Annotated in this window: 23 protein-coding genes and 1 pseudogene; 9 read left to right on the top strand and 15 right to left on the bottom strand. The window is 68.5% G+C overall.

Annotation, left to right across the window (positions count from 1 at the left end; all coding sequences use genetic code 11):
• Positions 1–121 precede the first annotated feature (121 nt).
• Positions 122–1,219 carry a hypothetical protein gene (locus ACG00Y_RS02850; protein ID WP_394475788.1) on the top strand — a complete coding sequence of 366 codons (1,098 nt, stop codon included), beginning with the start codon at positions 122–124 and terminating at the stop codon, positions 1,217–1,219.
• A complete protein-coding gene (locus ACG00Y_RS02845) occupies positions 1,216–2,244 on the top strand; it encodes a hypothetical protein (protein ID WP_394475786.1) in 1,029 nt (342 codons plus the stop codon). Before ACG00Y_RS02850 ends, ACG00Y_RS02845 begins: the two co-directional genes overlap by 4 nt.
• Before the next feature lie 19 nt (positions 2,245–2,263).
• Here the strand turns inward: ACG00Y_RS02845 and kdgR are convergent, their stop codons facing one another.
• The 5 genes from kdgR to kduD all read right to left on the bottom strand — a co-directional run bounded on the left by kdgR (position 2,264) and on the right by kduD (position 7,516).
• A complete protein-coding gene (kdgR, locus tag ACG00Y_RS02840; RefSeq protein ID WP_394475784.1) occupies positions 2,264–3,070 on the bottom strand; it encodes a DNA-binding transcriptional regulator KdgR in 807 nt (268 codons plus the stop codon).
• A 53-nt stretch (positions 3,071–3,123) separates the two neighbouring features.
• A complete protein-coding gene (locus ACG00Y_RS02835) occupies positions 3,124–4,359 on the bottom strand; it encodes a pectate lyase family protein (RefSeq protein WP_394475782.1) in 1,236 nt (411 codons plus the stop codon).
• Positions 4,356–5,435 (bottom strand): pectinesterase family protein, encoded by a 1,080-nt coding sequence (locus ACG00Y_RS02830; RefSeq protein ID WP_394475780.1) that lies wholly within the window; start codon positions 5,433–5,435, stop codon positions 4,356–4,358. Before ACG00Y_RS02830 ends, ACG00Y_RS02835 begins: the two co-directional genes overlap by 4 nt.
• Positions 5,432–6,601: an oligogalacturonate lyase family protein gene (locus tag ACG00Y_RS02825; RefSeq protein ID WP_394475779.1), complete on the bottom strand. Its 1,170-nt coding sequence runs from the start codon at positions 6,599–6,601 to the stop codon at positions 5,432–5,434. The genes ACG00Y_RS02830 and ACG00Y_RS02825 overlap by 4 nt, the downstream gene beginning before the upstream one ends.
• Positions 6,602–6,754: 153 nt before the next feature.
• Positions 6,755–7,516 carry a 2-dehydro-3-deoxy-D-gluconate 5-dehydrogenase KduD gene (gene kduD / locus ACG00Y_RS02820; protein ID WP_394475777.1) on the bottom strand — a complete coding sequence of 254 codons (762 nt, stop codon included), beginning with the start codon at positions 7,514–7,516 and terminating at the stop codon, positions 6,755–6,757.
• Between the two features lie 500 nt (positions 7,517–8,016).
• On the opposite strand from kduD, the gene ACG00Y_RS02815 reads away from it, so the two are divergent.
• The 6 genes from ACG00Y_RS02815 to ACG00Y_RS02790 all read left to right on the top strand — a co-directional run bounded on the left by ACG00Y_RS02815 (position 8,017) and on the right by ACG00Y_RS02790 (position 19,576).
• Positions 8,017–10,956 (top strand): TonB-dependent receptor, encoded by a 2,940-nt coding sequence (locus ACG00Y_RS02815; protein ID WP_394475775.1) that lies wholly within the window; start codon positions 8,017–8,019, stop codon positions 10,954–10,956.
• 14 nt (positions 10,957–10,970) lie between these two features.
• Entirely contained in the window at positions 10,971–11,528 is a 558-nt protein-coding gene (locus ACG00Y_RS02810) for a PEP-CTERM sorting domain-containing protein (protein ID WP_394475774.1), read from the top strand.
• A 22-nt stretch (positions 11,529–11,550) separates the two neighbouring features.
• Positions 11,551–14,358, top strand: coding sequence for a pectate lyase family protein (locus ACG00Y_RS02805; RefSeq protein WP_394475772.1), 2,808 nt, complete (start codon positions 11,551–11,553; stop codon positions 14,356–14,358).
• A 34-nt stretch (positions 14,359–14,392) separates the two neighbouring features.
• On the top strand, positions 14,393–17,290 hold the full coding sequence (locus tag ACG00Y_RS02800) for a TonB-dependent receptor domain-containing protein (protein WP_394475770.1): 2,898 nt from the start codon (positions 14,393–14,395) through the stop codon (positions 17,288–17,290).
• A gap of 187 nt (positions 17,291–17,477) precedes the next feature.
• A complete protein-coding gene (locus ACG00Y_RS02795) occupies positions 17,478–18,818 on the top strand; it encodes a pectate lyase family protein (protein ID WP_394475768.1) in 1,341 nt (446 codons plus the stop codon).
• Positions 18,819–18,823: 5 nt separating this feature from the next.
• Positions 18,824–19,576 carry a rhamnogalacturonan acetylesterase gene (locus tag ACG00Y_RS02790; RefSeq protein ID WP_394475766.1) on the top strand — a complete coding sequence of 251 codons (753 nt, stop codon included), beginning with the start codon at positions 18,824–18,826 and terminating at the stop codon, positions 19,574–19,576.
• Here the strand turns inward: ACG00Y_RS02790 and ACG00Y_RS02785 are convergent.
• From ACG00Y_RS02785 to ACG00Y_RS02755, 7 genes and pseudogenes are all read right to left on the bottom strand, one after another.
• The gene (locus tag ACG00Y_RS02785) at positions 19,573–20,070 is read right to left on the bottom strand and encodes a rod shape-determining protein (RefSeq protein WP_394475764.1); all 498 of its coding nucleotides are present in this window, start codon (positions 20,068–20,070) and stop codon (positions 19,573–19,575) included. The genes ACG00Y_RS02790 and ACG00Y_RS02785 overlap by 4 nt on opposite strands.
• A gap of 43 nt (positions 20,071–20,113) precedes the next feature.
• On the bottom strand, positions 20,114–20,515 hold the full coding sequence (locus ACG00Y_RS02780; RefSeq protein WP_394475762.1) for a DUF3592 domain-containing protein: 402 nt from the start codon (positions 20,513–20,515) through the stop codon (positions 20,114–20,116).
• Positions 20,516–20,536: 21 nt separating this feature from the next.
• Positions 20,537–20,851: a hypothetical protein gene (locus ACG00Y_RS02775; protein WP_394476194.1), complete on the bottom strand. Its 315-nt coding sequence runs from the start codon at positions 20,849–20,851 to the stop codon at positions 20,537–20,539.
• Between the two features lie 74 nt (positions 20,852–20,925).
• A pseudogene (locus ACG00Y_RS02770) lies at positions 20,926–21,183 on the bottom strand (penicillin-insensitive murein endopeptidase); the annotation flags it as partial.
• 26 nt (positions 21,184–21,209) lie between these two features.
• Positions 21,210–21,524 carry a hypothetical protein gene (locus tag ACG00Y_RS02765; RefSeq protein ID WP_394475760.1) on the bottom strand — a complete coding sequence of 105 codons (315 nt, stop codon included), beginning with the start codon at positions 21,522–21,524 and terminating at the stop codon, positions 21,210–21,212.
• Between the two features lie 52 nt (positions 21,525–21,576).
• Complete coding sequence (locus tag ACG00Y_RS02760) at positions 21,577–22,095, bottom strand: tetratricopeptide repeat protein (RefSeq protein ID WP_394475758.1); 519 nt, start codon at positions 22,093–22,095, stop codon at positions 21,577–21,579.
• A gap of 36 nt (positions 22,096–22,131) precedes the next feature.
• Entirely contained in the window at positions 22,132–23,220 is a 1,089-nt protein-coding gene (locus ACG00Y_RS02755) for a dienelactone hydrolase family protein (RefSeq protein WP_394475756.1), read from the bottom strand.
• A gap of 50 nt (positions 23,221–23,270) precedes the next feature.
• On the opposite strand from ACG00Y_RS02755, the gene ACG00Y_RS02750 reads away from it, so the two are divergent.
• Positions 23,271–24,038 carry a substrate-binding periplasmic protein gene (locus tag ACG00Y_RS02750; RefSeq protein WP_394475754.1) on the top strand — a complete coding sequence of 256 codons (768 nt, stop codon included), beginning with the start codon at positions 23,271–23,273 and terminating at the stop codon, positions 24,036–24,038.
• Here the strand turns inward: ACG00Y_RS02750 and ACG00Y_RS02745 are convergent.
• The 3 genes from ACG00Y_RS02745 to ACG00Y_RS02735 are packed head-to-tail and all read right to left on the bottom strand — an operon-like array spanning position 24,035 to position 26,794.
• Positions 24,035–25,315 (bottom strand): TRAP transporter large permease, encoded by a 1,281-nt coding sequence (locus ACG00Y_RS02745; RefSeq protein ID WP_394476184.1) that lies wholly within the window; start codon positions 25,313–25,315, stop codon positions 24,035–24,037. The genes ACG00Y_RS02750 and ACG00Y_RS02745 overlap by 4 nt on opposite strands.
• A gap of 25 nt (positions 25,316–25,340) precedes the next feature.
• Entirely contained in the window at positions 25,341–25,835 is a 495-nt protein-coding gene (locus ACG00Y_RS02740) for a TRAP transporter small permease (RefSeq protein ID WP_394475752.1), read from the bottom strand.
• Complete coding sequence (locus tag ACG00Y_RS02735; protein WP_394475749.1) at positions 25,835–26,794, bottom strand: TRAP transporter substrate-binding protein; 960 nt, start codon at positions 26,792–26,794, stop codon at positions 25,835–25,837. Before ACG00Y_RS02735 ends, ACG00Y_RS02740 begins: the two co-directional genes overlap by 1 nt.
• Position 26,795: the final 1 nt, after the last annotated feature.

Genomic DNA, 26,795 nt, shown 5'->3' with positions numbered 1-26,795 from the left:
CTCTTCAAATAGCAGCCGGCATTGAAGCACTGCGGGCCGGATCACGCACGTCCCAGGGGCGACAGGGCCGCTACCATCGGTCGGGCTGGGCCGGCGATGGACCGATCCACAGGGAGATGGCATGAAGAAGACATGGGCGCATGGCCTCGCTGCCCTGGCCTTGGGTTGTGGCCTGGTGGTGCCAGCCGCAGCAGCGCAGGACGACCCGGCCCCGGTGGAGGCGGCGAAGGGCGTGGTCGCGGGCTGGGTCGACGACGAGTTCAAGCTGCCGGCCGACCTGAAGCTGGACGCCCCGCTGCGCGAGCAGCTCGTTGCGCTGGCATCCGCCCACCGCGAGCGCGTCGCGGCCTTGGCCGCAGGCTGGGTTGCCGAAGAGCTGCAGCATGTCAATGTGGCCAAGGAGGCCTGGGTGCTCAGCCGCAACCTGCTGGCCCGCTACATGAACGAGTCGGCGATCTGGCAGCTGGACTCGACCGGCGACGCCCATGACGAACTGATGTTGCGCGCGGTCCGCCGCGCCGGCACTTGCCAGGCCGTCGACGGCAAACGCTCGTTCGGCGCGCTCGCCGCCATGTTGCAGGGCATGAGTGCCGCCGATCGCGAACTGGCGCTGGCGGCGCAGCAGCAGATGCTGGCGCGCTGGGGCCAGGTGCGCGCCATTCCCGTGCGCCCGGTGCCGTCGCTGCTGGAGCAGGGGCAGGCGGTGATGGCGAAGCTGCGTGCCCCGAAGCCTGTGGAGGGCGAGCCCGCCGTGCCGCCCGTGCTGGCCTTCAACCTGCTGGCGACGCCGCCCAAGGCCATGGCCCCGGACCTGCGTTGTGCGCTGGTGCGCTGGACCCTGTCTCGCGAGCAGTTCGCCAAGACCGCTGCGGCCACGCAGATGACATTGGCGCGCTATGCCCTGCTCGTCGACGCGGTGGCGCTGTTCAGGCCCGGCATGGACGCTGCCGCTGACGAGCGCGGCTATTCCCCGGTCGCTGCCAGGTTTGCCGTCGATGGCGATGTGACGGCGGTCGGCCGGCTGCGGGCCAGCGGCCTGGGCCTGGACGAGGCCCGCATCGACAAGCGCCAGGTCGACGTGCCCGGGGTGCGCGGTGTTCGGGCCGTCGCGTTCGAGACCGTGTTCGACGAGGTCACGCTGGACCGCGTCGCCAAGACCAAGACCCCACCTGGCCAGGGCGAATGGACGGAGGCCCCCTTCACATGGAAGATCAAATGAACACGCGGATGTTGCATGCACTGGGGGCCGCGCTGCTGACGCTGGCCCTGAGCCCGGCCCAGGCCTGGATACAGGATGCCGATAAGGACTCGCTCGCCGCGCGGGCCGAGCAGGCGATGTGGTGGGGCGACTTCGAGGCGCTGGAGCAGCTCTACGTCGAGGCCCAGAAGCAGCCCCAGACGGCGCTGAATGCCTGGAACGGCAGCCATCCGGTGCAGTCGTTCCGGTCGGGGATGGCGAGCGCCTTCAAGTACGGCAACCTGAACGGCGCCTATTTCCGCGAGCTGGAGAAGCTGACCGAGGGCTGGGCGCGCTCGCGGCCCGACAGCGTGCTGGCCCAGCTCGTCTATGCGCGGGCCTTGTATGCCCATGCCTGGCATGTGCGCGGCACCAGCTACTGGCAGAGTGTGCCGGCACCGGCCAAGGCCGAGTTCACGCGCCTGATCGCCAAGGCCAACAAGCACCTAAGCGACCGCGCCAAGCTCTTGATGACGGACACGTCCTCGCACATCTACCTGGTGATGATCGGGCGCGTGTCGAACTGGACGTTCGAGCAGCTGGAAGCGATCGCCGAGGACTCGCTGCGCCGGTCGCCGGCGGACGAAGACTCGCTGTACGAGGAGCTTGCCGCCGAGCTGATGCCCAAGTGGGGCGGCAGCTGGCCCGAGCTGCATCGCTACGTCGAGGCGGTCGACGCACGCACGAAGGCGCGCCGCGGCCATGAGGCCTATGCGCTGCTGTGGTCCATGGTGGCCAGCAGCTACGACGGCAACATCTTCGCGGACCTGCGCGCCGACTGGCCGCGCATCAAGCAGGGCTACGAGAGCCTGGTCGCCAAGCGGGCCGACCCGCACTACGCGAACCGGCTCGCCTACCTGGCGTGCACGGCGCGTGCGCTGCCGGCGGCCCGGGCGGCGCTGGCCCAGCTGGGCGACCGGGCAGATGCCGGCGACTGGCGGGGCGGCGGTGCAGCCGGCACCCAGAACTACGAAGCCTGCGTGCGCTGGGTCAACGAGGCGCGTTGAGCGCCCGGGCGGCGGGCGATCAGCCGGCCGTCTTGATCGGGTAGTTCGTGCAGCCCAGCTTCTCGGAGATGTCGCGGCTGGCGGCCTGCAGCATGCTGACGTACTCCGGCGCCTTGGCAACGTCGAAGCGGAAGGTGGGGAAGGACACGCTCATGCCGGCGATGGGCTGGCCCAGGCGGTCGAAGATGGGCACGCCCAGGCAGCGGATGTGGTCGTCGAATTCCTCGCGGTCCTCGCCGAAGCCCTGCGCCTTGACGGTCGCCAGCTCGGCCAGGAAGGCGCCGCGCTCGGTGATGGTCTTGTCGCGGAAGCGCTTGAACTCGGCGCCGTCCAGGATGCGGTCGCGGCGCTCGGGGTGCTCCCAGGCCATCAGCACCTTGCCGATGGCCGTGCAGTGGATGGGCGCGCGTCGGCCGACGCGCGAGTACATGCCCAGCATGTGGCGCGAGTCGACCTTGTGGATGTAGATGATTTCGCTGTCGATGAGGCTGCCCAGGTGGACGGTCTCGCCGGTGGCATCGGCCAGCATCTGCATGGGGTGCTTGGCCAGGTCCACCAGGTCGGGCGAGGGCAGGGCCTTGGCGCCGATCTCGAACATGCGCATGGCCAGGCCGTAGCGCTCGCTGTCGGCCTCCTGGCGCACATAGCCCAGGCTCTTCATCGTCTGCAGGAAGCGGTAGACGGTGGCCTTGGGCATGGCCAGGCGCACGGACAGGTCCGTGATACCGATATCACTGCGTTCGCCCAGCGCATTCAGGATGGCGAACACCTTGAGTACCGCGGCAACCGATTCCGGCTGCTTTGCATCGCCAATGTCTTCGTCCATCGTTTTGGTTCTTTCGGGCGCTTGTTTCGGGATTCCCAGGGGCGGATTCTGACTCAGCCCAGGCGCGGTCCGGCGCTGGCGCGGATTTGCTCAGCAAGACGATTGGCGTCGCCCGGCCGCAGCGCCGTGGTGTCGTAGGCCTCTTCCGGGCGCCAGCCAACGTCCGGTGACAGCCCCTCGGCCGTCAGCACCACGGGCCTGCCATTGAGGCGGTTGCCGCCACGGTCGGCGAGCGCCGTGCCCTTCAGGCGGCGGATCAGCTGGCTGGCCGCCACGCTGGGGGGCAGTTCCCAGGCATTGGATTCGGCGACGACGCGCGACTGGTGGCCGATGCCCAGCGAGTAACCGAAGTCCTCGGCTCGGTCGGCGCTGAACAGGTTGCTGGCCAGATGCACGCGGCCGAAGCGCACGCGCGGCGTGCGTTCCTTGCAGCCGTGGAAGTGGTTGTGATGCAGCGTCACGCGCAGCTTGCCGTCGTCGCCGACATGCTTGTCGTCGCCGCCGATCAGCATGGTCTTGTCATGGCCCTGGTAGCGGCACCAGGACAAGGTCACCAGGTCGCTGGCGAGGGTGATGTCCAGCAGGCCGTCGTGATGCTGCACGCGGCGGCCCAGGCGGATGGGCTCCAGGTGGTCGGGGCGGCTGCCGTCGTCGAAGTGGCAGTGGTCCACCCAGACGCGCTCGGCGCCGGTGAGGCTGACCGGGTCGTAGGCCGAGTTCCATTCGCCGTGGCCGTTGTCGCGCGGCTGCCATTCGGGGAAGTGGTCGTAGGCGTCCGAGAGGCGCAGGTCGCGGATGACGATGTTGCTGACCTTGTTCAGCAGCAGCGTGCCGTGCTGGAAGCCGGCACCGGGCGCCACACCGATCAGCGTGGTGTTGGACGGCACGCGCACGACGATGGCGGCGGCCTGCCGCTTGGCGGAGCGTTCGCGGGCGTCTTCCAGCGGGCCCTTGGGGTCGGCGCGGCCCCAGGTGGCGGGGTCGAAGGCGCGGTCGAAGGCATCGAAGTCGAAGGCGGGGTCGCGGAAGGCCTCGGCGCCGCCGGGGCCCAGGTCGATCAGCGTGTGCACGCGGATGATCTTCGGTGTGTCGCCCAGCTTCAGCGCGGCGTCCAGGCCGGCGCGGTCGCGCACGTCGAGGATGTGCTGAGGCAGGGCGCCGGCACCGCCGGTGGTCTTGCCGACGCCGGCCCAGCCCAGGGGCGCGTCGGTGGCCGCCGGTGTCGTGGCGCATGCGCCAAGCGCCGGCAATGCGGCAAGGGCGAGAAGGTCGCGGCGGCTCAAACTCATGGCTGTCGATTGTTGAATTCGTTCAGGCGCGCCGGATCGGGGGCGCGGCGCGAGGTGCTGGGCGCCCACGGTCCGACATGGGCGCCGACCTCGCTGTCGCGCACGACCGCCATGCCACTGGGGCTGACGCCGGCCGTCCAGGTGCCGGCCTTGACGCCCGCGTCCCAGGCCCGGCCGATGGCCGTGGCGCCGGGTGCGACGCCGGGCTCGCCGACCAGGCGGCTGTGCGTGACCAGGAAGCCCTGGCTCAAGCCCGGCGGCGTGCTGGGCGCGAGGATGATGCCGCCCTGGCCCGGTTTGCGGCGGTTGGCGCGCGTCAGGAGGGTGGACTGCTCGATCACCAGCGTCGCGGCGCCGAAGATGAAGTCCACGTCACCGGCGATGAGGCTGTGGCGGATCAGCTGGCGGGCGGGCTGATCAGGCGCGCGCCGCTTGACGTAGAGCGTGTCCTGGTGGCTCAGCAGGCGCACGCCTTGCAGCTGGATGCGGTCGCCGGTCAGCGTCAGCGCCACGGCCTGGGCGCCGCCGCCTTCGCCCACGCCGGGCGGGTAGGCCTCGCCGCGACGCACGCCGTCCATGGCGTCATTGGCGATGGTCAGCGAGATGAGCTGCACGTCGTTGCTCTGCACCAGCATGCTGGTGCTGCCGCTGGTGCCGATGGTGGTCTTGCCCAGCTCGGGCCAGCAGGGGTGGGCGGGCTCGTTCTCGGCCTTGGGTTTGCCGGAGAAGCGGTTGTCCACCAGCACGACGGCGCTGGCGTCCAGCGTCGTGCCGATCAAGGCGATGGGCGCCTTGTCCTTGAGGCAGATCGGGCCACGGTAGGTGCCGGGCTGGATGTGGATGACCCAGCGCTTCGTTCCGTCAGCGGGCACCTTGTCGATGGCGGCCTGGACAGACTCGCCGGGCTTGACGACGAAGTCGGGCGGCTCGGCGCCGAGGTCGGCCAGCGGCGCGGGCGTCCAGTCGCCGAGGTAGGCGGCCGTCGTGTGCGCAGCGGCCTGCTCGGCGGTCAGTTGCGGCCGCTGCGCCTGCGCTGTCATCGCCAGCGCGGCCAGGGCGAGGGCGAGCAGCCTCACAGGTCGGCCAGGTAGAGGGCCGGCTCGACGCCGCTGGCGCGCTCCTTGTCGCAGCTGAACAGCACCTGCTTGTTGTCCGGCGTGAAGCTGGGGTGCGGATGCGTGACCTGGCGGTCGTCCTTGTAGACATCCCAGCCGCTGTCGTGGCGGGCGATGGGGCGCGTCGTGCCGGCCTTCAGATCGAACAGGTGCAGGTAGGGGTCGCCCACCAGCATCGCGTTGCTGGCCGTGCTGTCGTGGCTGACCTTGCCGACGCCGTCGCCGACGATGAGCGTGCCGTCGTGGTTGCTCATCAGGTGCGAGCACTGCGGCATGGTGGTCAGCAGCTTGTTCTCCAGCGTGACCGGGTCCAGGCTGTAGATCCAGCGCTCGGGTGACTTGGTGTTGTAGCTGACGTAGATCATGGCGCTGCCGTCCGGCACCCAGAACTCGTGCGTGCAGCTTTCGCCGTCCAGGTGCTCCTTGCCGCAGCGGCGGTTCGTGCCGTCTTCATTGATGAACCACATGCGCGCGTCGATGAGGTCGTGCGGGCCTTCGTGGCAGTAGGCCACGGTGTTGTCGTCGAAGGGGCGGTACTGCGGATGGCCCAGCCAGCCGCGCTGTTCCAGGATGACGGTGCGCTTGCCCGTCGCGAGGTCCACCGAGAACAGCCGGCACAGCGGCTTCTTGTGGAACATCTCGTTGAACTTCTGCCAGGTGTTCAGCGGGAACCAGTCGGTGGCGGCGATCTCGATGCCGACGATCTTGGTGCAGGCGCTGTTGCTGACCCAGGTGCCATAGCCCACCCAGTCGTCGGGCACGATATACAGCACTTCCTCCTTCAGCGAGGCCAGATCCAGCCGGATGAACTGGCGCTTGTCGCGCACGAAGAAGAGGTGGCGGTCATCGGGGCTGAGGAAGCCGCCGAAGGTGTTCTCGCCCGCGCCGTCGGTCAGCTGGATGGCCGTCTGCGTGTCCAGGTCCAGCAGGTGGTAGTTCCAGTTCGGGCTGGGGTTGGGGCCGAACTCGCCACCGAAGATCAGCTTGCGGCCATCGTTCGTGAAGCACTTCTGATAGAAGTAGTTGCGATGGCAGGTGACGTCCGGCGGCGTCAGCCGCGTGACGCGCGCGCCGGTGTCGGGGTCCTCGCGGGTGAGGAATTCGAATTTGCGTTCGGTGGATTTCATGACTTGATCCTTTATGGGCCGAGCGCCGGGCCGCTCCCAAGCCGGCCCGTCGGGCGATGTGCGAGCGGCTCAATGCCGCGAGCATCGCCATCCCCTCGGGGGATCGACCAGACTCGCTCGCGTCCAGCGACGCGAGGCTGGGCGAGGGGCCTTTTACCTGGCCAGCCAGCCGCCGTCGACTGCCACGGTGTAGCCGTTGACGTAGTCGGACGCGGTCGACGCCAGGAACACGACCGGGCCGGCCAGGTCTTCGGGCTTGCCCCAGCGGCCGGCGGGGATGCGGTCGAGGATGGCGCTGTTGCGCTGCTCGTCGGCGCGCAGCGCGGCGGTGTTGTTGGTGGCCATGTAGCCCGGGGCGATGGCGTTGACGTTGACGCCGTGCTGTGCCCACTCGTTGGCCATCAGGCGGGTGATGCCCATGACGCCGCTCTTGCTGGCCGTGTACGAGGGCACGCGCACGCCGCCCTGGAAGCTCAGCATCGACGCGATGTTGATGATCTTGCCGCCCTTGCCCTGAGCGATGAAGGCCTTGGCCACGGCCTGCGACAGGAAGAACACCGACTTCAGGTTCAGGTCCATGACGTCGTCCCAGTCGGCCTCGGAGAACTTGATGGCGTCCTCGCGGCGAATGATGCCGGCGTTGTTGACGAGGATGTGTACCTCGCCGTTCAGTGCTTTGGCCTGGGCCACCAGGTCGGGGATGCAGCTGATGTCGCCCAGGTTGGCGCGCAGGTCCAGGAACTTGCGGCCCAGGGCCTCGACGCCGGCCTTGGTCTCGTCCGGGTCGGTGACGTTGACGCCGACGACGTCCGCGCCCGCCTGGGCCAGTGCCAGCGCCATGCCCTGGCCGAGGCCCGTGTTGCAGCCGGTGACGATGGCCGTCTTACCGGCCAGGTTGAAGGTTTGAAGAACCATGTCAGTAGTCCAAGGCGCGTCAAGCGCCAGTTGCGTTGCGTCAGGGGAACACGGCCCGACCGAATGACTCCCGCCGTGAAATCTTGGCGGTGTGACGCGGTCGTTCGAGACCTGGTCGTGTTTGGATCGTTAGAGTTGAAACGCGGTTCCGAAATACGGAATGCACGAAGCTTAGGTGGGTGGAAAGTGTTGCGGAATCATGGTTTCTATTTAGTGAACCACTGTTCCGATTTTGCCAGCTTCCCCCTATCATCGTCCACAACAAGCCAAAAGCGCAAAACGATGAGCGTCTGTTCCGTCGCTGAAGCCGCCCAACCGCTTGCCCAGTTTTCCCGCCGCGACGGCTGCCTGTAGTCGCCGCGACAACCCCGGTGCTCGCACTGCCGCGAAGCCGGTCCCAAGAAATCAACGGGTGCCCTGCGTGCGCCCGGGTTCAAGCACCACAGACCCGAGAGCCGCCAGCGTTTCACGCCCAGGCGACCTTGCACCAGGAGACCCACATGCCCGCATTCCGTCCTTCCCGCCCACTGGCCCTTCGCCCCGTCGCCCTGGCTGTCGCGCTCGTCGCCGCCCCGGCATGGGCCCAACAGGCCGCTGCGCCTGCCGCGCAACTGGAGACCGTCACGGTCACCGGCATCCGCGCCTCGCTGGAGAGCGCGCTGAACGCCAAGCGCCAGGACAAGGGCATCGTCGATGTCATCAAGGCCGAGGACATGGGCAAGTTCCCGGACACCAACCTCGCCGAGTCGCTGCAGCGCATCCCCGGCGTGGTGATCGACCGTGATGCCGGCGAAGGCCGCAACATCACCGTGCGCGGCCTGGGCGGCGACTTCGCCCGCACCCGCATCAACGGCATCGAGGCGCTGGCCACCACCGGCGGCACCGACAGCTCCGGCGGCGCCAACCGCACGCGCGCCTTCGACTTCAACGTCTTCGCGGCCGACTTGTTCAACTCGCTGACCGTGCGCAAGAGCAGTTCCGCCGATGTGGACGAAGGCTCGCTCGGCGCCACCATCGACCTGCAGACCGCGCGCCCCTTCGACATGAAGGGTTTCGTGGCCGCCGTGTCGGTGAAGGGCACCTACAACCAGCTGTCCGGCACGACGACGCCCAAGACCTCCTTCCTGATCTCCAACACCTTCGCCGACAAGAAGATCGGCGTGCTGCTGTCGGGTGCCTACTCGCAGCGCAAGATCTTCGAAGAGGGCTTCAGCACGGTGCGCTGGGACAACGGCCCGTCCAGCGGCGGCTGGTGCTCGCCGGTCGGCGTGACGCCGCTGAGCCCCACCACGGGCGGCGCCAACTGCGGCACGGCCGGCACCACGGTGCCCGCCACGCCGGTGCCGGCGCGCCTGCCCGGCACGGCTGAAAACATCGCTGCCTACAACGCCGCCTCGTCGGCCACCAACTTCCACCCCCGCCTGCCGCGCTACGGCCGCCTCACGCATGACCAGTCCCGCCTGGGCCTGACGGGCTCCGTCCAGGTGCGCCCGTCCGACACGACGCTGCTGACCTTCGACATGCTGTACAGCAAGCTCGACGCGACGCGCCAGGAAGACTTTCTGGAAGCCATCTCCTTCAGCCGTGCGCTGTCGGCCGGCGGCAAGCAGCAGACCAGCGTGCTCGCGGCCGAATACAACGCCGCCGGCCAGATGGTCTACGGCAAGTTCAACGGTGTGGACATCCGCTCCGAGCAGCGTTTCGACGAGCTGAGCACCGAGTTCAGCCAGCCGACGCTGACCGTCGAGCAGGACATCGGCGACTCGATGAAGCTGACCGTGCGCGGCGGCCGCGCCACGTCGCGCTTCAACAACCCCATCCAGACCACCACCACGCTGGAGGCGCCCAACGTCAACGGCTATGAGTACGACGCCCGCGGCGACGACCGCGCGCCGCTGATCAAGTACGGCACCCTCAACCCCAGCACCGCCAGCGGCGGCTTCGCGATCTACGGCGTGCCGGTGGGCGCGACCAGCATCACCAACTTCACGCCCAGCGAAGTGCGCATCCGCCCCAACGGCGTGACCAACCGCCAGGACGTGCTGACCGTCGACCTGGCCTGGGACGTGAACACGGCGCTGACCGTCAGGGGCGGCATCAGCTACAAGCAGTTCAGCTTCACCAGCTTCGACAAGCGCCGCACGGTCGAGACCATGACCGCGCTGCCGGCCAACGTGCTGCCCAACAGCCTGGTGACGACGCTGGACGGCTTCGGCAAGGGCCAGAACCTGCCGGCCGGCTCGGTGACCTCCTGGGTCATCCCCAGCCTGCCCGCCATCGCCTCGGCCTACAACATCTACTGCGACTGCCTGCAGAGCGGCCCCGCCGGCGGCCCTGGCGACTACCGCCTGACCTCCATCACCAACGGCAATGCCCGCGGTGGCAACCGTGCCATCACCGAGACCGACACCGGTGCCTGGCTGCAGGCCGAGTTCGACACCCGCCTGGGCGGCTTCCCGGTCAAGGGCAACCTCGGCGCCCGCCATGTGAAGACGGCCATCTCCGCCACCGGCTACCTGGCCACCGGCGGCGGCAGCCCGGTCACGGCCGAGCGCACCTACAAGGACTGGCTGCCCTCCGCCAACCTGTCGGTCAGCCTGAGCCGCGACCTGATGCTGCGCGTGGCGGCGGCCAAGGTCATGTCGCGCCCGCCGCTGCAGAGCCTGAACCCCGGCGGCACGCTCAGCACCACCGGCACGCTCAGCTACACCGGCGGCAACCCGGCGCTGGACCCCTATCGCGCCACCACGGCCGACGCCAGCCTCGAGTGGTACCACGCCAAGAACGCCTTCATCGGCCTGGGCGTGTTCCACAAGGACATCAGCAGCTTCGTGCTGACCCGGGGCCGCGACATGGCCTTCAACCAGACCGGCCTGCCGCAGTCGCTGCTGCCGAGCAACTTCACCGGCGACGAGATCTTCCGCGTCAGCGCACCGATCAACAGCAACGGCGGCAAGCTGTCCGGCTTCGAGATCAACGTGCAGCAGCCGTTCACCTTCCTGCCGGGCATCGGCAAGAACTTCGGCATGCTGGCCAACTTCACGCAGGTGAAGTCCAAGATGGAGTACGTGCTGTCGGCCACCTCGCTGACCACGACCACCGTCACCGAGGACCTGATCAACCTGTCGCCGCGCTCCTGGAACCTGTCCGTCTACTACGACGACGGCACCTTCAGCGGCCGCGTGTCCGGCTCGGCGCGCTCGGCCTTCCTGAACACCGTCCCGGCCGGCAACAACCAGGACGTGGCAGGCAAGAACAAGACCTTCAACGTCGACATGTCGCTGGGCTACAAGTACTCCAAGCAGCTGGAGTTCACGCTGGAGGCCATCAACCTGACCAACCAGCCCAACGACCAGTTCATCTCGCGCTCGATGAACAACGTGGTGGTCAACCACTACACCGGCCGCGAGTTCGCGGTCGGCGCCCGCTACAAGTTCTGACGCGCAGGCCCGCCATGAAGCGTTCTTCACTGCTTGCCGCGGTGGCGAGTCTGGCCATGTCGGTGGCGGCCTCGGCCGCCGTGCTGGTGCCGGGTACGCCCGTCACCGGCACGCTGGACGGCGATGCCGCCGGCCTGCTGGGCTTCGATGCCGACGCCCAGGACTACGTTGCCGGCTTGGCCGCGCCGCTGCTCGATGGCGACTTCGAGTTCATGTCCGCCGACTACAGCCTTGGGCTGGACCTCGGCAGCGACGGGCTGCTGCGGCTGTGGGACAACACCGGCACCGGCTTGCTGGGCACGCACGTCATCGAGCTGAGCTTCGCGGACGCGGCGTTGCAGCTGGGCCTGCCCACGCTCAGCGCCACGGCGCCGCTGCTGTCCGGCTCGTTGCAACTGCAATTGCTGAGCCCGCAGTCCGTCCGCCTGACGCTGACGGATGCGCGCATTGATCCCGGCTACGCCTACGTCGATGCCCAACTCGCTTTGGCCCCCGTGCCCGAGCCCGCGCCTGCCGTGCTGCTGTCCCTGGGCCTGCTGGGCCTGGCGCTGCGCCGCCTGAAGCACCGCTAACCCCTCCTTCGAGGAGTCCGTCATGAAGCTGCATGTTGTGGCGCTGAGTGCGCTGCTGGCCCTGGCTTTGCCTGCGCTTTCCCAGACCGACCCGGCGCGCGAAGCCGCGCCGCCCGATGGCTTTGCGGCCCTGGGCGGCGGCACCAACGGCGGCTCGGCCGCTGCGGCCGCGCAGATCTACACCGCCGCGAACCGCCAGCAGCTGCTGACGGCGCTGGCCAATGGCGGCAGCCTGCCCAAGATCGTCAAGGTCGTGGGCCGCATCGACATGAGCGAAGGCCAGCCCTTCGCCAGCCGCTCCGACCAGGACCAGCGCGCCGCCGTGCGCCTGCCGTCCAACACCACGCTGATCGGCGGCGGGCCGGGCGCGGGCCTGGTGAACGGCCGCATAGAGATCATCGGCGTGGCGAACGTCATCGTGCGCAACCTGCACATTGCGGCGCCCTGCGACGTGGCGCCGGTGTGGGACCCCACCGACGGCGCGACCGGCAGCTGGAACGCCGCCTATGACGCCATCAGCATCCAGGGCGCCGAGCGCGTCTGGATCGACCGCAACACCATCACCGACGCGCCGCTCACCGACGACCAGCTGCCCATCGAGAACGGCAAGCCCCGGCAGTGCCACGACGGCGCCATCGACATCACGCGCGGCGCCAACTACGTGACGGTGAGCCACAACCTCATCGACAAGCACGACAAGACGATGCTGATCGGCCATTCCGACAGCTACACCGCCGACATCGGCCGGCTCAAGGTCACCATCGCCAACAACGTCTTCTCCAACGTCGCGCAGCGCGTGCCGCGGGTGCGCTACGGCCAGGTGCACCTGCTGAACAACTACCACGTCGGCAGCAAGACCGCCTCGCCCTATGCGCACAGCTATGCGGTGGGCATAGGCACGGGCGCGCGGGTGATCTCGCAGGCCAATGTGCACGCCATCGCCGGCGCGGCGCCGGGCTGCGCCTCGGTGCTGCAGACGCTGAACGCCGATGCCGCCAGCGCCTTCGCCGACAGCGGCTCCACGTTGAACGGCGCGCCGCTGGGCGCCTGCCCGGTGTCCAGCGCCGTGGGCTGGAGCCTGCCCTATGCCGTCACGCCGCGGCCGGCGGCGCTGGTCAAGGCCAATGCGCTGGCCCGCGCCGGTGCCGGCAAGCTGACGACCAACATCACCGGCACCGGCTCGGTGGGCGTGGTGCCCGGCAGTGTGGAGCCGGCGCGCAACGCCACCGGCGTGCACACCGACACGACGCTGGCCATCGCCTTCGACGCCGCGCCCGGTGTCGGCAGCAGCGGCTTCATCACCGTGCGCCGCGCCAGCGACAACGCGATCGTCGACCGCATCGACCTGTCCAACGCACCGTCGTCCACCGACACGCAGACCATCATCCCGCGCACCAACCTCGAGATCGACGCGCTGGCGCTGGGCGCCATGCCGGAGAACGCCGCGCGGGCCCGTTTCGTCTGGTATCGCCCGGTCAGCCTCAGCGGCAACCAGGCCGTCATCCGGCTGCACAACAACCGGCTGGCCTTCGACACCGCCTACACGATCACCGTGGATGCCGCCGCCTTCAGCGGCAGCATCAACGGCTCCCCGTTCGCGGGCCTGAGCTGGAGCTTCACGACGCGCAGCGCGCCGGCCAGCAAGACCGCGGTCAGCGTGGACGACGACGGCAGCAGCGCCGACTTCCGCAGCGTGCAGGGCGCGCTGAACTGGATCATGGCCAACTGCTCGACCGGCAGCCCGTCGGCCAGCGGTTGCAACACCGTGGCCACGCCCAAGACCATCAGCATCCGCATGGGCCTCTATCCCGAGCTGCTGATGCTGCGCAACGTCGCCAACCTGACGCTGGTCGGCGAGAGCCGCGACGGCGTGCAGGTGGGCCGGGCCAACTTCGAGTCGCTCAACAGCGGCAGCGGCGCCAGCACCGCGTCGGCCGGCGCCACGCTGACCACCGGCGGCCGCGTCGTGGGCCACCGCGTGCTGGGCGGCGGGCGCTCGGTGCTGCTGGTGGAGAACAGCGACCTGCTGCAACTGCGCGGCTTCACGCTGGTCAACCCGCACGGCCGCGCCTCCCTCTACGACAACCAGGCCGAGGCGATCTACTTCAACACCAGCACGACCGCGGCGGCGCACCGTCTGGTCGCCCGCGAGATGAACTTCATCTCCGAGCAGGACACGCTGCAGCTCAAGGGCTATGTGTGGGTCTACAAGTCGCTGGTGGCCGGCAACGTGGACTACATCTGGGGCAACGTGATGGCCGCGCTGTTCGAGGACAGCGAGATCCGCAGCGTGCTGGACGCGTCCAGCAGCTCGCCGGGCTACATCCTGCAGGCGCGCGCGACGGCGGGCGACGTGGGCTACGTGTTCCTGAACAGCCAGCTCACGGCCGGCCCCGGCGTCACCGCGGCCTACCTGGCGCGCAGCGGCGGCACCGCCAGCACCGCCTACGTCGACAACATCGCCTTCATCAACAGCCGCATCGGCCCGCACATCCTGCCGGTGGGCTGGTGTGTGGGCGCCGGTACCAGCAAGACCGGCACCGGCACCGGCGGCTGCAGCAGCAACCCACCGCCCTGGGCCGGCACGGCCAACGGCGGCGCTACCGACGCGGCCGGCTGGCGCGAATGGGGCAGCAAGGACCTGGACGGCAACCCGCTGAACACCGCCGCCCGCCTGGGCCTGGCCAACGTCATGCTCAACGGCGCCAGCACCCCGGTGCAACTCGCCAAGACGCTGGACAACACCGCCGGCCTGACCAGCCGCGCCGACATCTTCCACCGCTCCACCATCGCCACCGGCTCGCCCGGCGGCTGGGCGCCCGCGCCCTGAAACACATCACAACGCGAACCACGGAGAGACACCCATGAACCCCACGCAACGCTGCTACCGCCCCCGCCTGAGCCTGTGCGCCGCCGCCGCAATGGCCCTGACCGGCCTGGCCCACGCCCAGGAGACCGCCACGCTGGAGCGCATCCAGATCACCGGCTCCTCCATCAAGCGCCTGGCCGGTGAAACGGCGCTGCCGGTGACGGCGATCCGCTCCGAGGAGCTGGAGGCGCGCGGCCACACGGAGCTGAAGGACCTGATCCTGGAGCTGCCGCAGTCGCAGTCCCTGGGCACCAACTCCGGCGCGGCTGGCCCGGTGCTGAACCTGCGCGGCCTCGGCCCCATGCGCACGCTGACGCTGCTGAACGGCCGCCGCATGGCCAACGAGCCGCTGCAGGACCAGTACGTGTCGGCCAACGTCATCCCGCGCATGGCCTTGCAGCGCGCCGAGACGCTTCGCGACGGCGCTTCGTCCATCTACGGCTCCGACGCCATCGGCGGCGTGCAGAACTTCCTGACCTACGGCAGCTTCAACGGCGCCAAGATCAAGGTCGAGATGAACTCGCCCGAGCGCGCCGGCGGCGGCACGACCAATGGCCTGGGCCTGATCGGCGGCATTGGCGACCTGGCCAGTGATGGCTGGAACGTCTACGGCGCGTTCGACTACCAGACCAAGACGGCGCTGTTCAAGGGCGAGCGCCCCGAGCTCTTTGACGGCTCGGCGCTGAACCAGCTCGGCCTGCTGATGACGCCCAGCAACAAGAACCAGAGCCCGATCGCCAACTACGGCTTCAGCGCCGGCGCCAACAGCAACTACAACTCCAGCTTCGCGACCGGCTGCGTGGCGCCTTATTCGCTGCCCACGCTGGGCAGCGGCAGCGTCAACACGCCGCCCACCTACAACAACGCCGGCTGCTACCGCGACCCGAACTTCTTCGACGCCGTCACGGATGGCAGCAAGATCTCCACCATGTTCGGCAAGGCCAGCATGAACCTGGGCAAGGGCCACCGCGTCAGCGTGGAGGTGCTGCACTCGGCCTTTACGGTCGAGAAGTACCGTGGCATGCAACTGCCCAGCTCCAACGAGCCGGCCACGACGTACAGCATCCCGTCGACCAGCAAGTTCTACCCGGGCAAGGGCATCACGCCGCTGGTCAATGTGGTCGGCAGCAACACCGGCGCCAATACGCCGGCCATGTACATCGACCCGGTCAAGACCCCCGGCGTCGTCAGCCCGCTGAACATGAACAACCGGCTGGTCCATTTCGCCTGGGGCCCGGGCGAGTTGGGCCCGGCCTACCGCAACGACGAACAGATCAACGACCGCATCGTGCTGAGCGCCGAAGGCTCGGTCTTCAACTGGGACTACCGTGTCGGCCTGAACTACGGCCACTCGCAGCGCGACACGCGTGTCGGCGGCGGCTACATCCTCTACAGCAAGGCGCAGCAAGGCTTCACCAACGGCATCCTCAACCCCTTCGGCCCCCAGGACGCTGCCGGCCTGGAGTACCTGAAGAGCATCGAGGTGCGCGACTACACCTACCGCTTCAATGAGGCCTTCAACAAGGCGGTCGACTTCACGCTGACCCGTGAGCTGATGGAGCTGGGCGGTGGCCCGCTGACCGTGGCCGTGTCGGGCGAACTGCGCCGCGACGAGGCCAAGACGCACAACGCGCCGCTGGACCATGTCGCCAAGTTGCCCAACGGCAGCTACAACATCAGCAGCGCCGGCGTCGTGCTCAAGGACGACATCGTCGGCGAGAACCCGCAGGGCGTCGCTGCCAATCTGCATCGCAACATCAAGTCCGCCGTCATCGAAATGGATGCGCCGCTGACCAAGGTCTGGAGCATCAACGGCGCCGTGCGCTCCGACACCTACAGCGACCTCAAGACCACCACGGTCAACCCCAAGCTGTCGGTGCGCTTCCAGCCCACTGCCGAGATGATGCTGCGCGCGTCGGCCAACACGGGCTTCCGCGCACCGTCCATCATGGACATCCAGAACCCGACGCCCGAAGTGCGCCAGGCCACCATGGACGACCCGGTCCTGTGCCCGAGCGCGACGCCGACCATCACCGACACCGGCGTGCCGGTGCCTGCCTGGTCTGCGCCGGACAAGGAGAGCCTGGTCTGCAATGTCATCACCGACTACTGGACCAAGTCGCCCGACAACAGCCACCTCAAGCCCGAGAAGTCCAAGGGCTGGAGCATCGGTGGTGCCTTCGAGCCCGTGCGCGGCCTGCTGGTGACGGCCGACTACTGGGGCATCAAGCTGACCGACGTGCTGGGTGCCGTGACGCTGGCCGAAGTGCAGCAACAACCGGGCAAGTACGCCGCCAACATCCTGCGCAAGCCCGACGGCACCATCAACTACATCCTGACCAGCCAGGCCAACCGCGGCGAGATGGAAATGCGCGGCCTGGACATTGCCGCCACCTACCAGCTGAAGACCAGCAACTGGGGCACGTTCAACTTCAAGCTGGACGGCACCTACTACGACAAGTATGCGTTCTCGGTGGAGAAGGGCGGCGTGATGCTGGACAACATCGGCATCCTGACCGGCGACGGCAAGTTCACCGGCCCCAACGCCGGCCTGGCCACCATGCAGCAGATCATCTACCGCTGGAAGCACACCGCGTCGGTCAACTGGCGTGCGGGCAAGTGGTCCACCCAGCTGTCGCAGCGCTACAGCAGCGGCCTGAATGACCTGACCCCGCGTGCCCCGTCCACCTACACCGATGTCAAGGCCTACAAGCAGTACAACCTGAGCATCGCCTACAGCGGCATCAAGTCGATGAAGCTGGCGGTGGGCATCAACAACCTGACCAACGTCTACCCGGTGCTGACGGCCAACACGACCTACCAGGGCTACCTGACCAGTGGTGCGGACATCCTGGGTCGCAGCTTCCGCTTCAGCGGCGAGTACACGTTCTAAAGCTTTGCGGGACAGACCGATCGAGCGCAGCGAGTAGCTCTGTCCCCAACTGGCTAATGCTTTGCGGGACAGACCGATCGAGCGCAGCGAGTAGCTCTGTCCCCAACTGGCTAAAACCGACGACCCGTGATGGCGCGCAACAGGCCCCGGCCTTTGCGCGCTTTCTCATTTTGCTGGACCGCAACTCATGACTCTCAAGACCCTTGCCCTGTCCACACTGGCGCTGGCTGCGGCGCTGATCGGCGGCGACGCCCGCGCCGCCGGCCCGGCGCCTGCGGCCGCCCCATCGGCCTCTGCCGGCATCACCACCCGTGGTTGGACGGCCACCCAGGGCGGCCGCGGCGGCCGCATCATCAAGGTCACGACACTGGCCGCCGCCGGCCCCGGCAGCCTGGCCGAAGCCATCGCTGCAACCGGCCCGCGCATCGTCGTCTTCGAGGTCGGCGGCGTCATCGACATGGCCGGCCAGCCGCTCAAGATCACCCAGCCCTTCCTGACGCTGGCTGGCCAGACCGCGCCCGACCCGGGGGTCACCATCCTCAAGGCCGAGACGACGATCTCCACGCACGACGTCGTGATCCAGCATCTGTCCTTCCGCCCCGGCGAGTTCGGCCGGCCCAAGAAGGGCGGCGGCGACCAGGACGCCATCTCGGCGCTCGGCGGCGCGCGCGACGTCATCGTCGACCACTGCAGCTTCTCCTGGGCCACCGACGAGAACCTCTCGGCCAGCGGCCCGCGCTTCGACGGCAAGACGCCGGAGGAGTGGCGCAAGGCCACATCGCACCGCATCACCTACAGCCACAACCTCATCTACGAGGGCCTGGGCAACTCCGTGCACGAAAAGGGCGAGCACAGCAAGGGCAGTCTCATCCACGACAACACCAGCCAGGTGCTGATCTACGGCAACGTCTACGTCTCCAACCGCCAGCGCAACGCGCTCTTCAAGGGCGGCGCGCAGGGCGCCATGGTCAACAACTACATCTTCAACCCCGGCGACCGGGCCGTGCACTACAACCTGCTGGACAAGGAGTGGGTGGGCCAGCCCTGGCAGAACGGTCGCTTGACCCTGGTCGGCAACGCGCTGCGCCACGGCCCGAGCACCGTGCCGGGCATGGCCTTCTTCACGATGCTGGGCCAGGGCGACCTGGAGCTGCACATGACCGACAACCTCGCGCACGACACGCAGGGCCGGCCGGTGCCGCTGCTGGGCAATGGGCCGACGACGACGGGCAAGATCATCGTCGCGCCCAAGGCCGACCTGCCGCCGGGGCTCGTGGTCCGCTCTGCCGCCGACCTGGCGCGCGAACTGCCGCCGCTGGTGGGCGCCCGGCCCTGGGCGCGTGACCCGCTCGATGCACGCGTGCTGGCCGATATGTCGCAGGGGCGCGGCAAGCTGATCGACTCCGAAGTGGAGAACGCGCTGGGCTACCCGCGCCATGCGCCGACGCGGCGGCCTTTCAATGCCGACGCGTGGAACCTTGATGACATGAGCCCCAAAGCCGGCTGGACAGCCCTCGCCAAACCATGACGCCCATGAAGCTCTCTTCCCTGTTCATCGCACCGCTGCTGCTGGCCGGCGCCGCCTTTGCCCAGACGCCTGCCGCCTCCGCGCCCCGTGGCGAAACCACCGCCAACGTCGCCACCGGCCCGCGCCTCATCCTTGTCGGCGACTCGACGATGGCGCCGCGCAGCGGCTACGGCAACGCGCTGTGCGCCCGCGTCCAGCAGGTCGCCTGCATCAACCTCGCGCGAGGTGGCCGCTCCAGCAAGAGCTTCCGCGCCGAAGGCCTGTGGGACACGGTGCTGGCGCTGCTGAACGAAGGCGGCGCCGCGAAGCAGAAGACGCTGGTGCTGATCCAGTTCGGCCACAACGACCAGCCCGGCAAGCCTGGCCGCTCGACGGACCTGGCCACCGAATTCGGGCCCAACATGACGGGCTATGTGAAGGAAGTGAAGGCGGCGGGCGGCGAAGTCGTGCTCGTTACACCGCTGACGCGCCGCACCTTCAAGGCGGGCGAGCTGCCCAACGACCTGCGGCCCTGGGCCGAAAGCCTTGTTCAGATCGGCGCCGAGCAAGGCGTGCCCGTGCTGGACCTGAACGCCATCAGCCACGCGGCCGTCGCCGCCATGGGCCAGGCGCAGGCCGACACGCTGGCCGAAGCGCCGCCGCGCTTTGACCGCACCCACCTGGGACCCAAGGGCGCGGCGCTGTTCTCGGAGCAGGTGCTGGAGGGGCTGCTGAAGCTCAGGCCGGAGCTGGCAGGGATGAAGACGCTGGTGCCCTAAGGCGAGACGATGCGGCCGGTGGCCGGCAGCGTGCCGGACAGCAGCTGCTCGTCCGTCAACGGCGGCCCCAGCCAGATTCGCACGCTAGCGGCGCCGGCCCCAAGCGCCAGCTCCCGAAAGGCACGCAATTCCAGCTGCGTCAACCCACCGGCATGCTCGCCCAGCGGGTGCATGACGATGACCGGACTCATGGTGAACAGGCGCCTGCCGCGCACGCGCCAGATGAAGCCCTTCAGCACCTGCTCTGCGAGTGTGAAGTCGGAGACCAGCGAGCGTGGGTGCGCAAAGGGGTTGTGCACCGCCGTGTCGGGTTGAGCCACTGCGCCGCGCGCGTCTTGCCCCAGGGCCACGATGGTGAGCTTTCCACTGGGGGCCCGCTGCAGTGCGATTTCCGGCACCTCGTCGATCGCCTGACCCGATTTCGGATCACGCACGAGCACGCGCTGCGGCGACAGCTGGATGTAGAGCTGCTGATTGAAGAACTGCTTGAGCATTGCTTTCAGTATGCGGTGAAGACGGCGAGGAGTCCCATGCGACTCAAATTCCCGGGGTGACGATCACCCATGCCATGAACATCGTGCCAAGGGCGCCCATCGCCAGACAGGTTGTCGGCACCAGCCAGAGTTCCTCCCAGGCGTCGATCTGCGCCTTCGGCCCATGGCCCGGGCGCTCTCTCACCAGCACCGGCACGGGTTGACCCACCAGCGGGCGAAATCCCGAGCCGCGCAACTCGGCGCGCTGGCCGTTGCGAAGTTGGAACTCGACGCGGTAGAAGCGCTGGCGGCCCCGGAGTTCGTAGTGCCATTCGCTGACCACGGTGCCCTGCACCCGATAGGCCTGAGCGACAAAGGCGAACTGCCTGACCGTCAAGGCGATGCCGCCCGCGAGCATGGCAAGCAGCGCCAGTGTCAGCACGGAGATAGCCAGCGTCGCGAGCATCGTGTTCCTGACTTTGGGTGTTCAGCGCATCGCCTTGCACGGCACCGCAAAGTCCACGTGATAGTGCTCGTCATGCCGCACCCAAGGCGTGCCCCTCATGAAGTTCATGTGCTGCTTCAGATAGGCACCGCGCGGCGTGGCGAACAGCCTGGGCAGGAAGGGCTTGTCGACGATGACCAGCCTCAGGCCCACGCCACGCTGGGCCGCTGCGCGATGCAGTTGGTAGAGATGCTCGGCCAGCGCCGCAAAGTCGACGCGGTACTCGCCCCAGCGGCCCTTGGCATCGAACTCGATGTCGTAGCCGAAGCGCTCGCCCACCGGCGTGGGCAAGGGCACGGACTTGCCGGCCCCGTCCGGACAGGCACGAAGAAGTCGACCGACAAGCCGTTCTGGTGTGTGCGGTGCGGCTTGAAACGCCCGCCCGACGGCCAGCCCGTCTCGCCGTAGACGTAGCGCACGTCGGGCGTCTGCTTCGCCAGTTCGGCATAGGCGGCGGTGACGATCTCGGCGACCCTGGCATGCACATGCGTGCGGCCGGCCGACACGGCGAGGCGGCTGTAGGGCGAGAAGTTGGGGCCGCTGCCGGGCAGGGCGACGCTGCCTTCGATGCGGCCGTTGCTGGTCGTGCCGAAGCACTGGCTGCCGGCGGCCTGCGCGGTTGCAGCCACCGCCAGCAGTGCAATCGCCGCGAACCTCACTTGCGGGCGGCGGGCCGGTGGATCATCGTCCGCTGGAACCAGGCCTCGTTCATGCGCGCCAGGAAGTTCGCGTTGATGGCGAAGCCGCAGCCGTCGCCCAGCACCGCCTCCGAGCCGCAGCGCGGGCACATGGCCGTCTGCTGGCTGACCGCCTCGGCATCGTTCATGTTCTCCATCGTCAGCCCCGTCCAGCCAACGATCTCGTCGGGCCTGAAGAGCGCTACGCAGTGACAGCAGCCGCATTGAGTGCTGGCCTCGATCTGTGCCCAGTTGTTGGTCGTGTAGCGGAAGGCGGCGAGCAGTTCGTTCATGGCGGCATTCCGTGCTGGTTTGGCCTGAGTGTGTCGCGGCGGGACGAGGGCCTCAAGGCCGCGATCGTATGGGCTGAGGATGCCTGCGGGCGGCAGTGCCAGTCAGGCGTCGATGCAAGGCATGGGCTTGCTCGACGCTCGCCGGAGTGACGTGGCGTGACCGGAGCGCACGGCGCAGGTGCCGGAGCGCCCGGTCGCGGGACTTGCCGGCGCCGAGGCCAGACAGCAGGCACCTGGCAACGGCCAGTTCGGCATCGCCGTCGTCGCCGCCGTTGGCCCGGCAGGCCTTGCGGAACCAGCGGAACATGGCATGGTGCTGGCCGCGCTCCCGGCAGAGGATGGCGATGTTGGTGGCACCGCTGAGATCGCCCAGCCGGCATGCCTGCCGATACCAATACAGCGCAGAAGACTTGCTCTGCGGAATGCCGAGGCCCTCGTCGTAGAAATAGCCGAGGTTCAGCGCGCAGCCCCTGCTGCCGGAGGCGGCCGAGGTCACGAACAGCGCGAGCGCTGTTCGCAAGTCACCACGGTCCCAGGCATCGTGGGCTTGCAGTTCGGTATCTCGCTGCATGTTGCGACCGGCTATGCCAAACAGACTCGATGGTATTCAGGCGCCGCGTTGCTTGAGCCACGCGACGGCAGCGGACTGTTGTTCGGGGTCGAATCGATGCCCGCCCGGTGTGGCCTGCGTGCTGAATTTCCTGCGGTCCGGCCATGCTCGCGCCAACTGGTTCCACGCCGCCTGCGCCGCATCCCACGGAAACAGTTTGTCCTCGGCAGACCCGAACAGCAGCAACGGCCGTGGCGCAATGAGCGCCGCCACGTCCGGGTGATCCAGCTCAGCCGCCAGCCCAGGGTGCGCCATGCTGAAGGCCGACTGGCCTTGCAGCGTGTGTTCGCCGGCACGCAGCAGGCCGTCCCGCGTGCACATCCAGTGCGCGCTAACGCAGGCGGAGACCTCGTCGCAGACAGCAGCCAGTTGCCACGCGCGGAAGGCGCCCATCGAGAAGCCCAGCACGGCGACGCGCTTCGCGTCGATCTCCGGCTGCTCGCGCAGCCAGCGGTGCGAGCGCAGGTCGTCGCTGGCGATGACGCCGGCCCAGCTGTGGCCCAGCTGCAGCAGGTGGTTCATCAGCGCCTGCTGGTCGTCACGCGCAAAGCCTGAGCGGCCGCGCTGGCCCCAGCCGAGCGCGTCGATGGCCAGCACCGCGAAGCCGGCGTCCACCAGCGTGTCGCCGACGAAGGCGCCACCGTAGTAGCGCTGCACCCAGCTCTCGGCGGACAGGTTGGCGCTCAGCGGGCGGACGAGCTTTTCCTTGCCAATGTCGAAGCGCGCGCCGTGGTCGTGCATGACGACGACGGCCGGGTGCAGGCCCGGGCCCTTGGGGCGCAGGTAGAGCGCCGGCACGCGGTCGCCGAGGGCGCCGCGCAGCGTCAGGGACTGGGCGGTGTGGCTGCCGCGGTCCTGCTCCGCCAGCACGTCGGTGGCGAAGGCGCTGCCATCGTCGCCCGGCAGCAGCATGAGCCTGCGCGCCGTGGCCAGCGCTTGCTCACGCCAGCCGGGGTCGGGCCGCCAGGCCTGGCGCGGGCGCCAGCGGCGCTGCAGGCCGGCCAGCGTGTCGTCCAGCGTGTCGGCGCCCGCCATCAGGGGCCAGGCGGCCAGCGTGGCGAGCAGTTGGCGGCGGTCGGGTTTCATCATGGTTGCCAGGGGCTGCCAAGCCGGCGGTGCTGTGACAGAGTCGGGCGATGCTCCTGCGCCGCCGTCATGCCTGCCTGCTGCCACTGGCCTTGCCAGTGGCCGGCGCGTGGGGCGACGACAAGGCGCCGCTGAGCATAGGCTGGAGCGACTACCCGCCCTTCCAGTTCAGGAACGCGGCCGGCCCGTTGCAAGGGATGGACGTGGAGCTGCTGGAGCTGATGGCCCAGGCCTGCGGCGAGCGGCTGCGGTGGTCGCGCCGGCCGTGGGCGCGGCAGATTCCGGACATCGCCCAGGGCGAACTGGACCTGATGTCCTCGGCCACGCACACGCCGGAGCGGCTGGCGTTTGGCGACTTCACGCAGGCCTACCGCAATGAGCGCGTGGCCTTGCTGGGTCTGGTCGGTGCGGCCCAGCCGCCGCGCCGGCTGGCCGACCTGAAGGGCCGTGCGGTCAAGGTCGGCATGATCCGCGGCGTGTCCTTTCCGCAGGCCGTGCGGCGCGAGCTGGACGACCCCGGGCTGACCGGCCTGCTGGTGCCGCTGCATGCCAATGACCTGACGCTGTCGGCGCTGCGTGGGCGGCGGGTGGACTACGTCATCGACGACCCCGCCACGCTGCTCTACCGCGCCGCCCGCGAACCCGGCGAGGCGGTGGAGGTGGTGCTGGAGCTGGCCGTCAGCCCCGTGCATGTCTACGTCAGCCGGCGCACTATCGAGCGCCGGCCGGACCTGATGCAGCGCCTCAACGCGGGCCTGCAGCGTGCGCGCCAGCAACCCGAATGGCATCGGGTTCTGGCCCGGTATGCCGCCGATTAGCCGCCCACCCATGCCGGCAGCGCCAGCGACAGCGCCGGGATGTAGGTCACGGCCAGCAGCGTGGCCAGCAGTGCGCCGTAGAACGGCGCGATCGAGCGCATCACCTGGCCCACGCTGACGCCGCCGATCGCACAGCCGACGAACTGCACGCTGCCCACCGGCGGCGTGTTCAGGCCTAACGCGCAGTTCACGAGCATGACGACACCGAACTGGGTCGGGTCCATGCCGGCCTTCATGCAGATGGGCAGGAAGATGGGCGTGCAGATCAGGATGGTGGCCGCCATGTCCAGGAAGGTGCCCAGCAGGAACAGCAGCACGTTGACCCACAGGAAGATCAGCCAGGGCCGGTTGCCGCTGAGCTGGGTCAGCCAGTCGCCGGTCTTCTGCGGCACCTCGTACAGCGCCAGGAAGTAGCCGAAGGCGGCCGAGATGCCGATCAGCAGCAGCACGACACCGGTGGTCTTGCAGGCCTTGGCGCAGGCGGCCAGGAAGCCCTTCCAGCTCAAGGATTTGTAGACCAGCCCCGTCACCAGCAGCGCCCAGCACACGGCCGTGGCGGCCGACTCGGTAGCGGTGAACACGCCGCTCAGGATGCCGCCCAGGATGATGACGATGACCAGCAACCCCGGCAGCGCCGCCAGGAAGGCCGCGAGCACCGGGCCCCAGCCGGGGAAGGCGCCATGCGTGGGGTAGCCGCGCTTCACGGCCACCGTGTAGGCGGCGACGAGGTTGGCAATGGTCAGCAGCAGGGCCGGGATCAGCGCCGCGAGGATGAGGTTGAACACGCTCACCGCCGCGATGCCGGCGGTGGCCAGCACGTAGATGATGAGGTTGTGCGAGGTCGGCATCAGTGCGCCCACCAGCGCCGCATGCGTCGTCACGTTGACGGCGTAGTCGGCGTCGTAGCCCTCGCGCTTCATCAGCGGGATCATCACCGAGCCCATCGCCGACACGTCGGCCAGCGGCGAGCCGGCCACGCCGCCGAACAGCGTGCAGCCCAGCACGTTGCTCATGCCCAGGCCGCCGCGCACATGGCCCACCAGCCGGTTGGCGAAGTTGACGATGCGCTCGGCAATGCCGCCGTGCAGCATCAGCTCGCCGGCGAAGATGAAGAACGGGATCGCCAGGAAGGAGAAGATCTGCATGCCGCCGACCATCTTCTGGAAGACGATCGCCATGGGCAGGTCGGCCGCCAGCACGGTAGCGACGGACGCGAGGCCGATGGAGAAGGCGACGGGCACGCCCAGCAGAAGCAGCAGCACGAAGCTGCCGCACATGACCCAAAGTTCCAGGTTTTCCACCTCAGACCCCAGCTTCTTCTACGGTTTCGTTGCGCCACAGCGCGATCAGGTGTTCGATGCAGAACAGCACGATGAGCACGCCGGCGATCAGCAGCGGCAGGTAGTCCAGCCCCTCGGGCACGCCCAACAGCGGCTTGGGCTCTTCCCATTTCAGCGTCAGCCATTCCCAGCCGGCCATGGCCATCAGCACGGCGAAGACGATGACGCACAGGTGGATCAGCGCCTCGGCCACGCGCTGCGCGGTGCGCGGCAGCAGCGCCACCAGCGACTCCAGCCCCAGGTGCCCCGCGTCACGCACGCCCACCGCGACGGCCAGTGACGTGATGTAGAGCACCAGCAGCAGCGCCACCGGCTCGGTCCAGGTGGGCGAGTCGTTCAGCAGATAGCGGCCGATGACCTGCCACTGCACGCAGACGACCAGCAGCACCAGGCCCAGCACGGCCGCACGCAGCGACCAGCGCGACAGGGACGCGCAGAGCTTTGTGTACAGCGCCATCACTTGACGTCTTGAATGGCCTTGACCAGCTTCTGCAGCTCGGGCGCGGCGGTGAACTTGGCATTGACCGGCTGCACCACCTGGCGGAAGGCCTCGCGGTCGGTGTCGACGATCTGCGCGCCGGCGGCCTTCACGAGGGCCAGAGCCTTGGCTTCCTGCGCATCCCAAGCCTGGCGCTGCACGGCGACCGAGGCCTTGGCGGCGGCGCGCAGCTGGGCCTGCTGCTCGGGCTTGAGCTTGTCCCACACGCGCTTGCTGATGAACAGCGCGTCCGGCGTCATGGAGTGCTCCGTGCGGCTGTAGAACTTGGCGGCCTCGAAGTGGCGGAAGCCCTCGTAGCTCGGGATGTTGTTCTCGGCGGCGTCCAGCAGGTTGGTCTTCAGACCGGTGTAGACCTCGCTGATCGGCATGGGCGAGGGGTTGGCGCCCATGGCCTGCATGGCGGCCACCCACAGGTCGGTCTGCTGCACGCGGATCTTCAGGCCCTTCATGTCGGCCAGCGTCTTGATGGGCTTGCGCGCATAGACCGAGCGGGCGCCCGAGTCGTACAGCGCCAGGCCCACCATGCCCTGGTGCTCGCAGGCCTTCAGGATTTCCTCGCCCGGCGCACCGTCATAGGCCTTGCGCATGTGGGCCGTGTCGCGGAACAGGAAGGGCAGGGCAGGCACCAGCGTCTTGGGGCACATGGCCGACAACGGGCCCAGGTTGACGCGCGTCATCGCCAGCGCGCCGATCTTGACCTGGTCGATGGTCTCCTTCTCGCTGCCCAGGGCGCCCTTGTTGAAGACCTTGACGGTCAGCTTGCCGCCGCTGCTCTTGGCCAGCACCTCGCCCAGGTGCCTGACGGCGGTGACGGTGGGGTAGTCGTCGGCGTTGTGCACATCGGCGGACTTCAGTTCCAGCGCGAAGGCGCTGGTGCCGAGCAGCGCGGCGGACAGCAGGGTGAGGGTCTTCTTCATG

The sequence above is a fragment of the Pelomonas parva genome, assembly GCF_043555835.1.
Lineage (GTDB): Bacteria > Pseudomonadota > Gammaproteobacteria > Burkholderiales > Burkholderiaceae_C > Pelomonas > Pelomonas parva.
The sequence above is the reverse complement of the archived record's forward strand: the minus strand, read 5'-3'. Positions and strand labels throughout refer to the sequence as shown.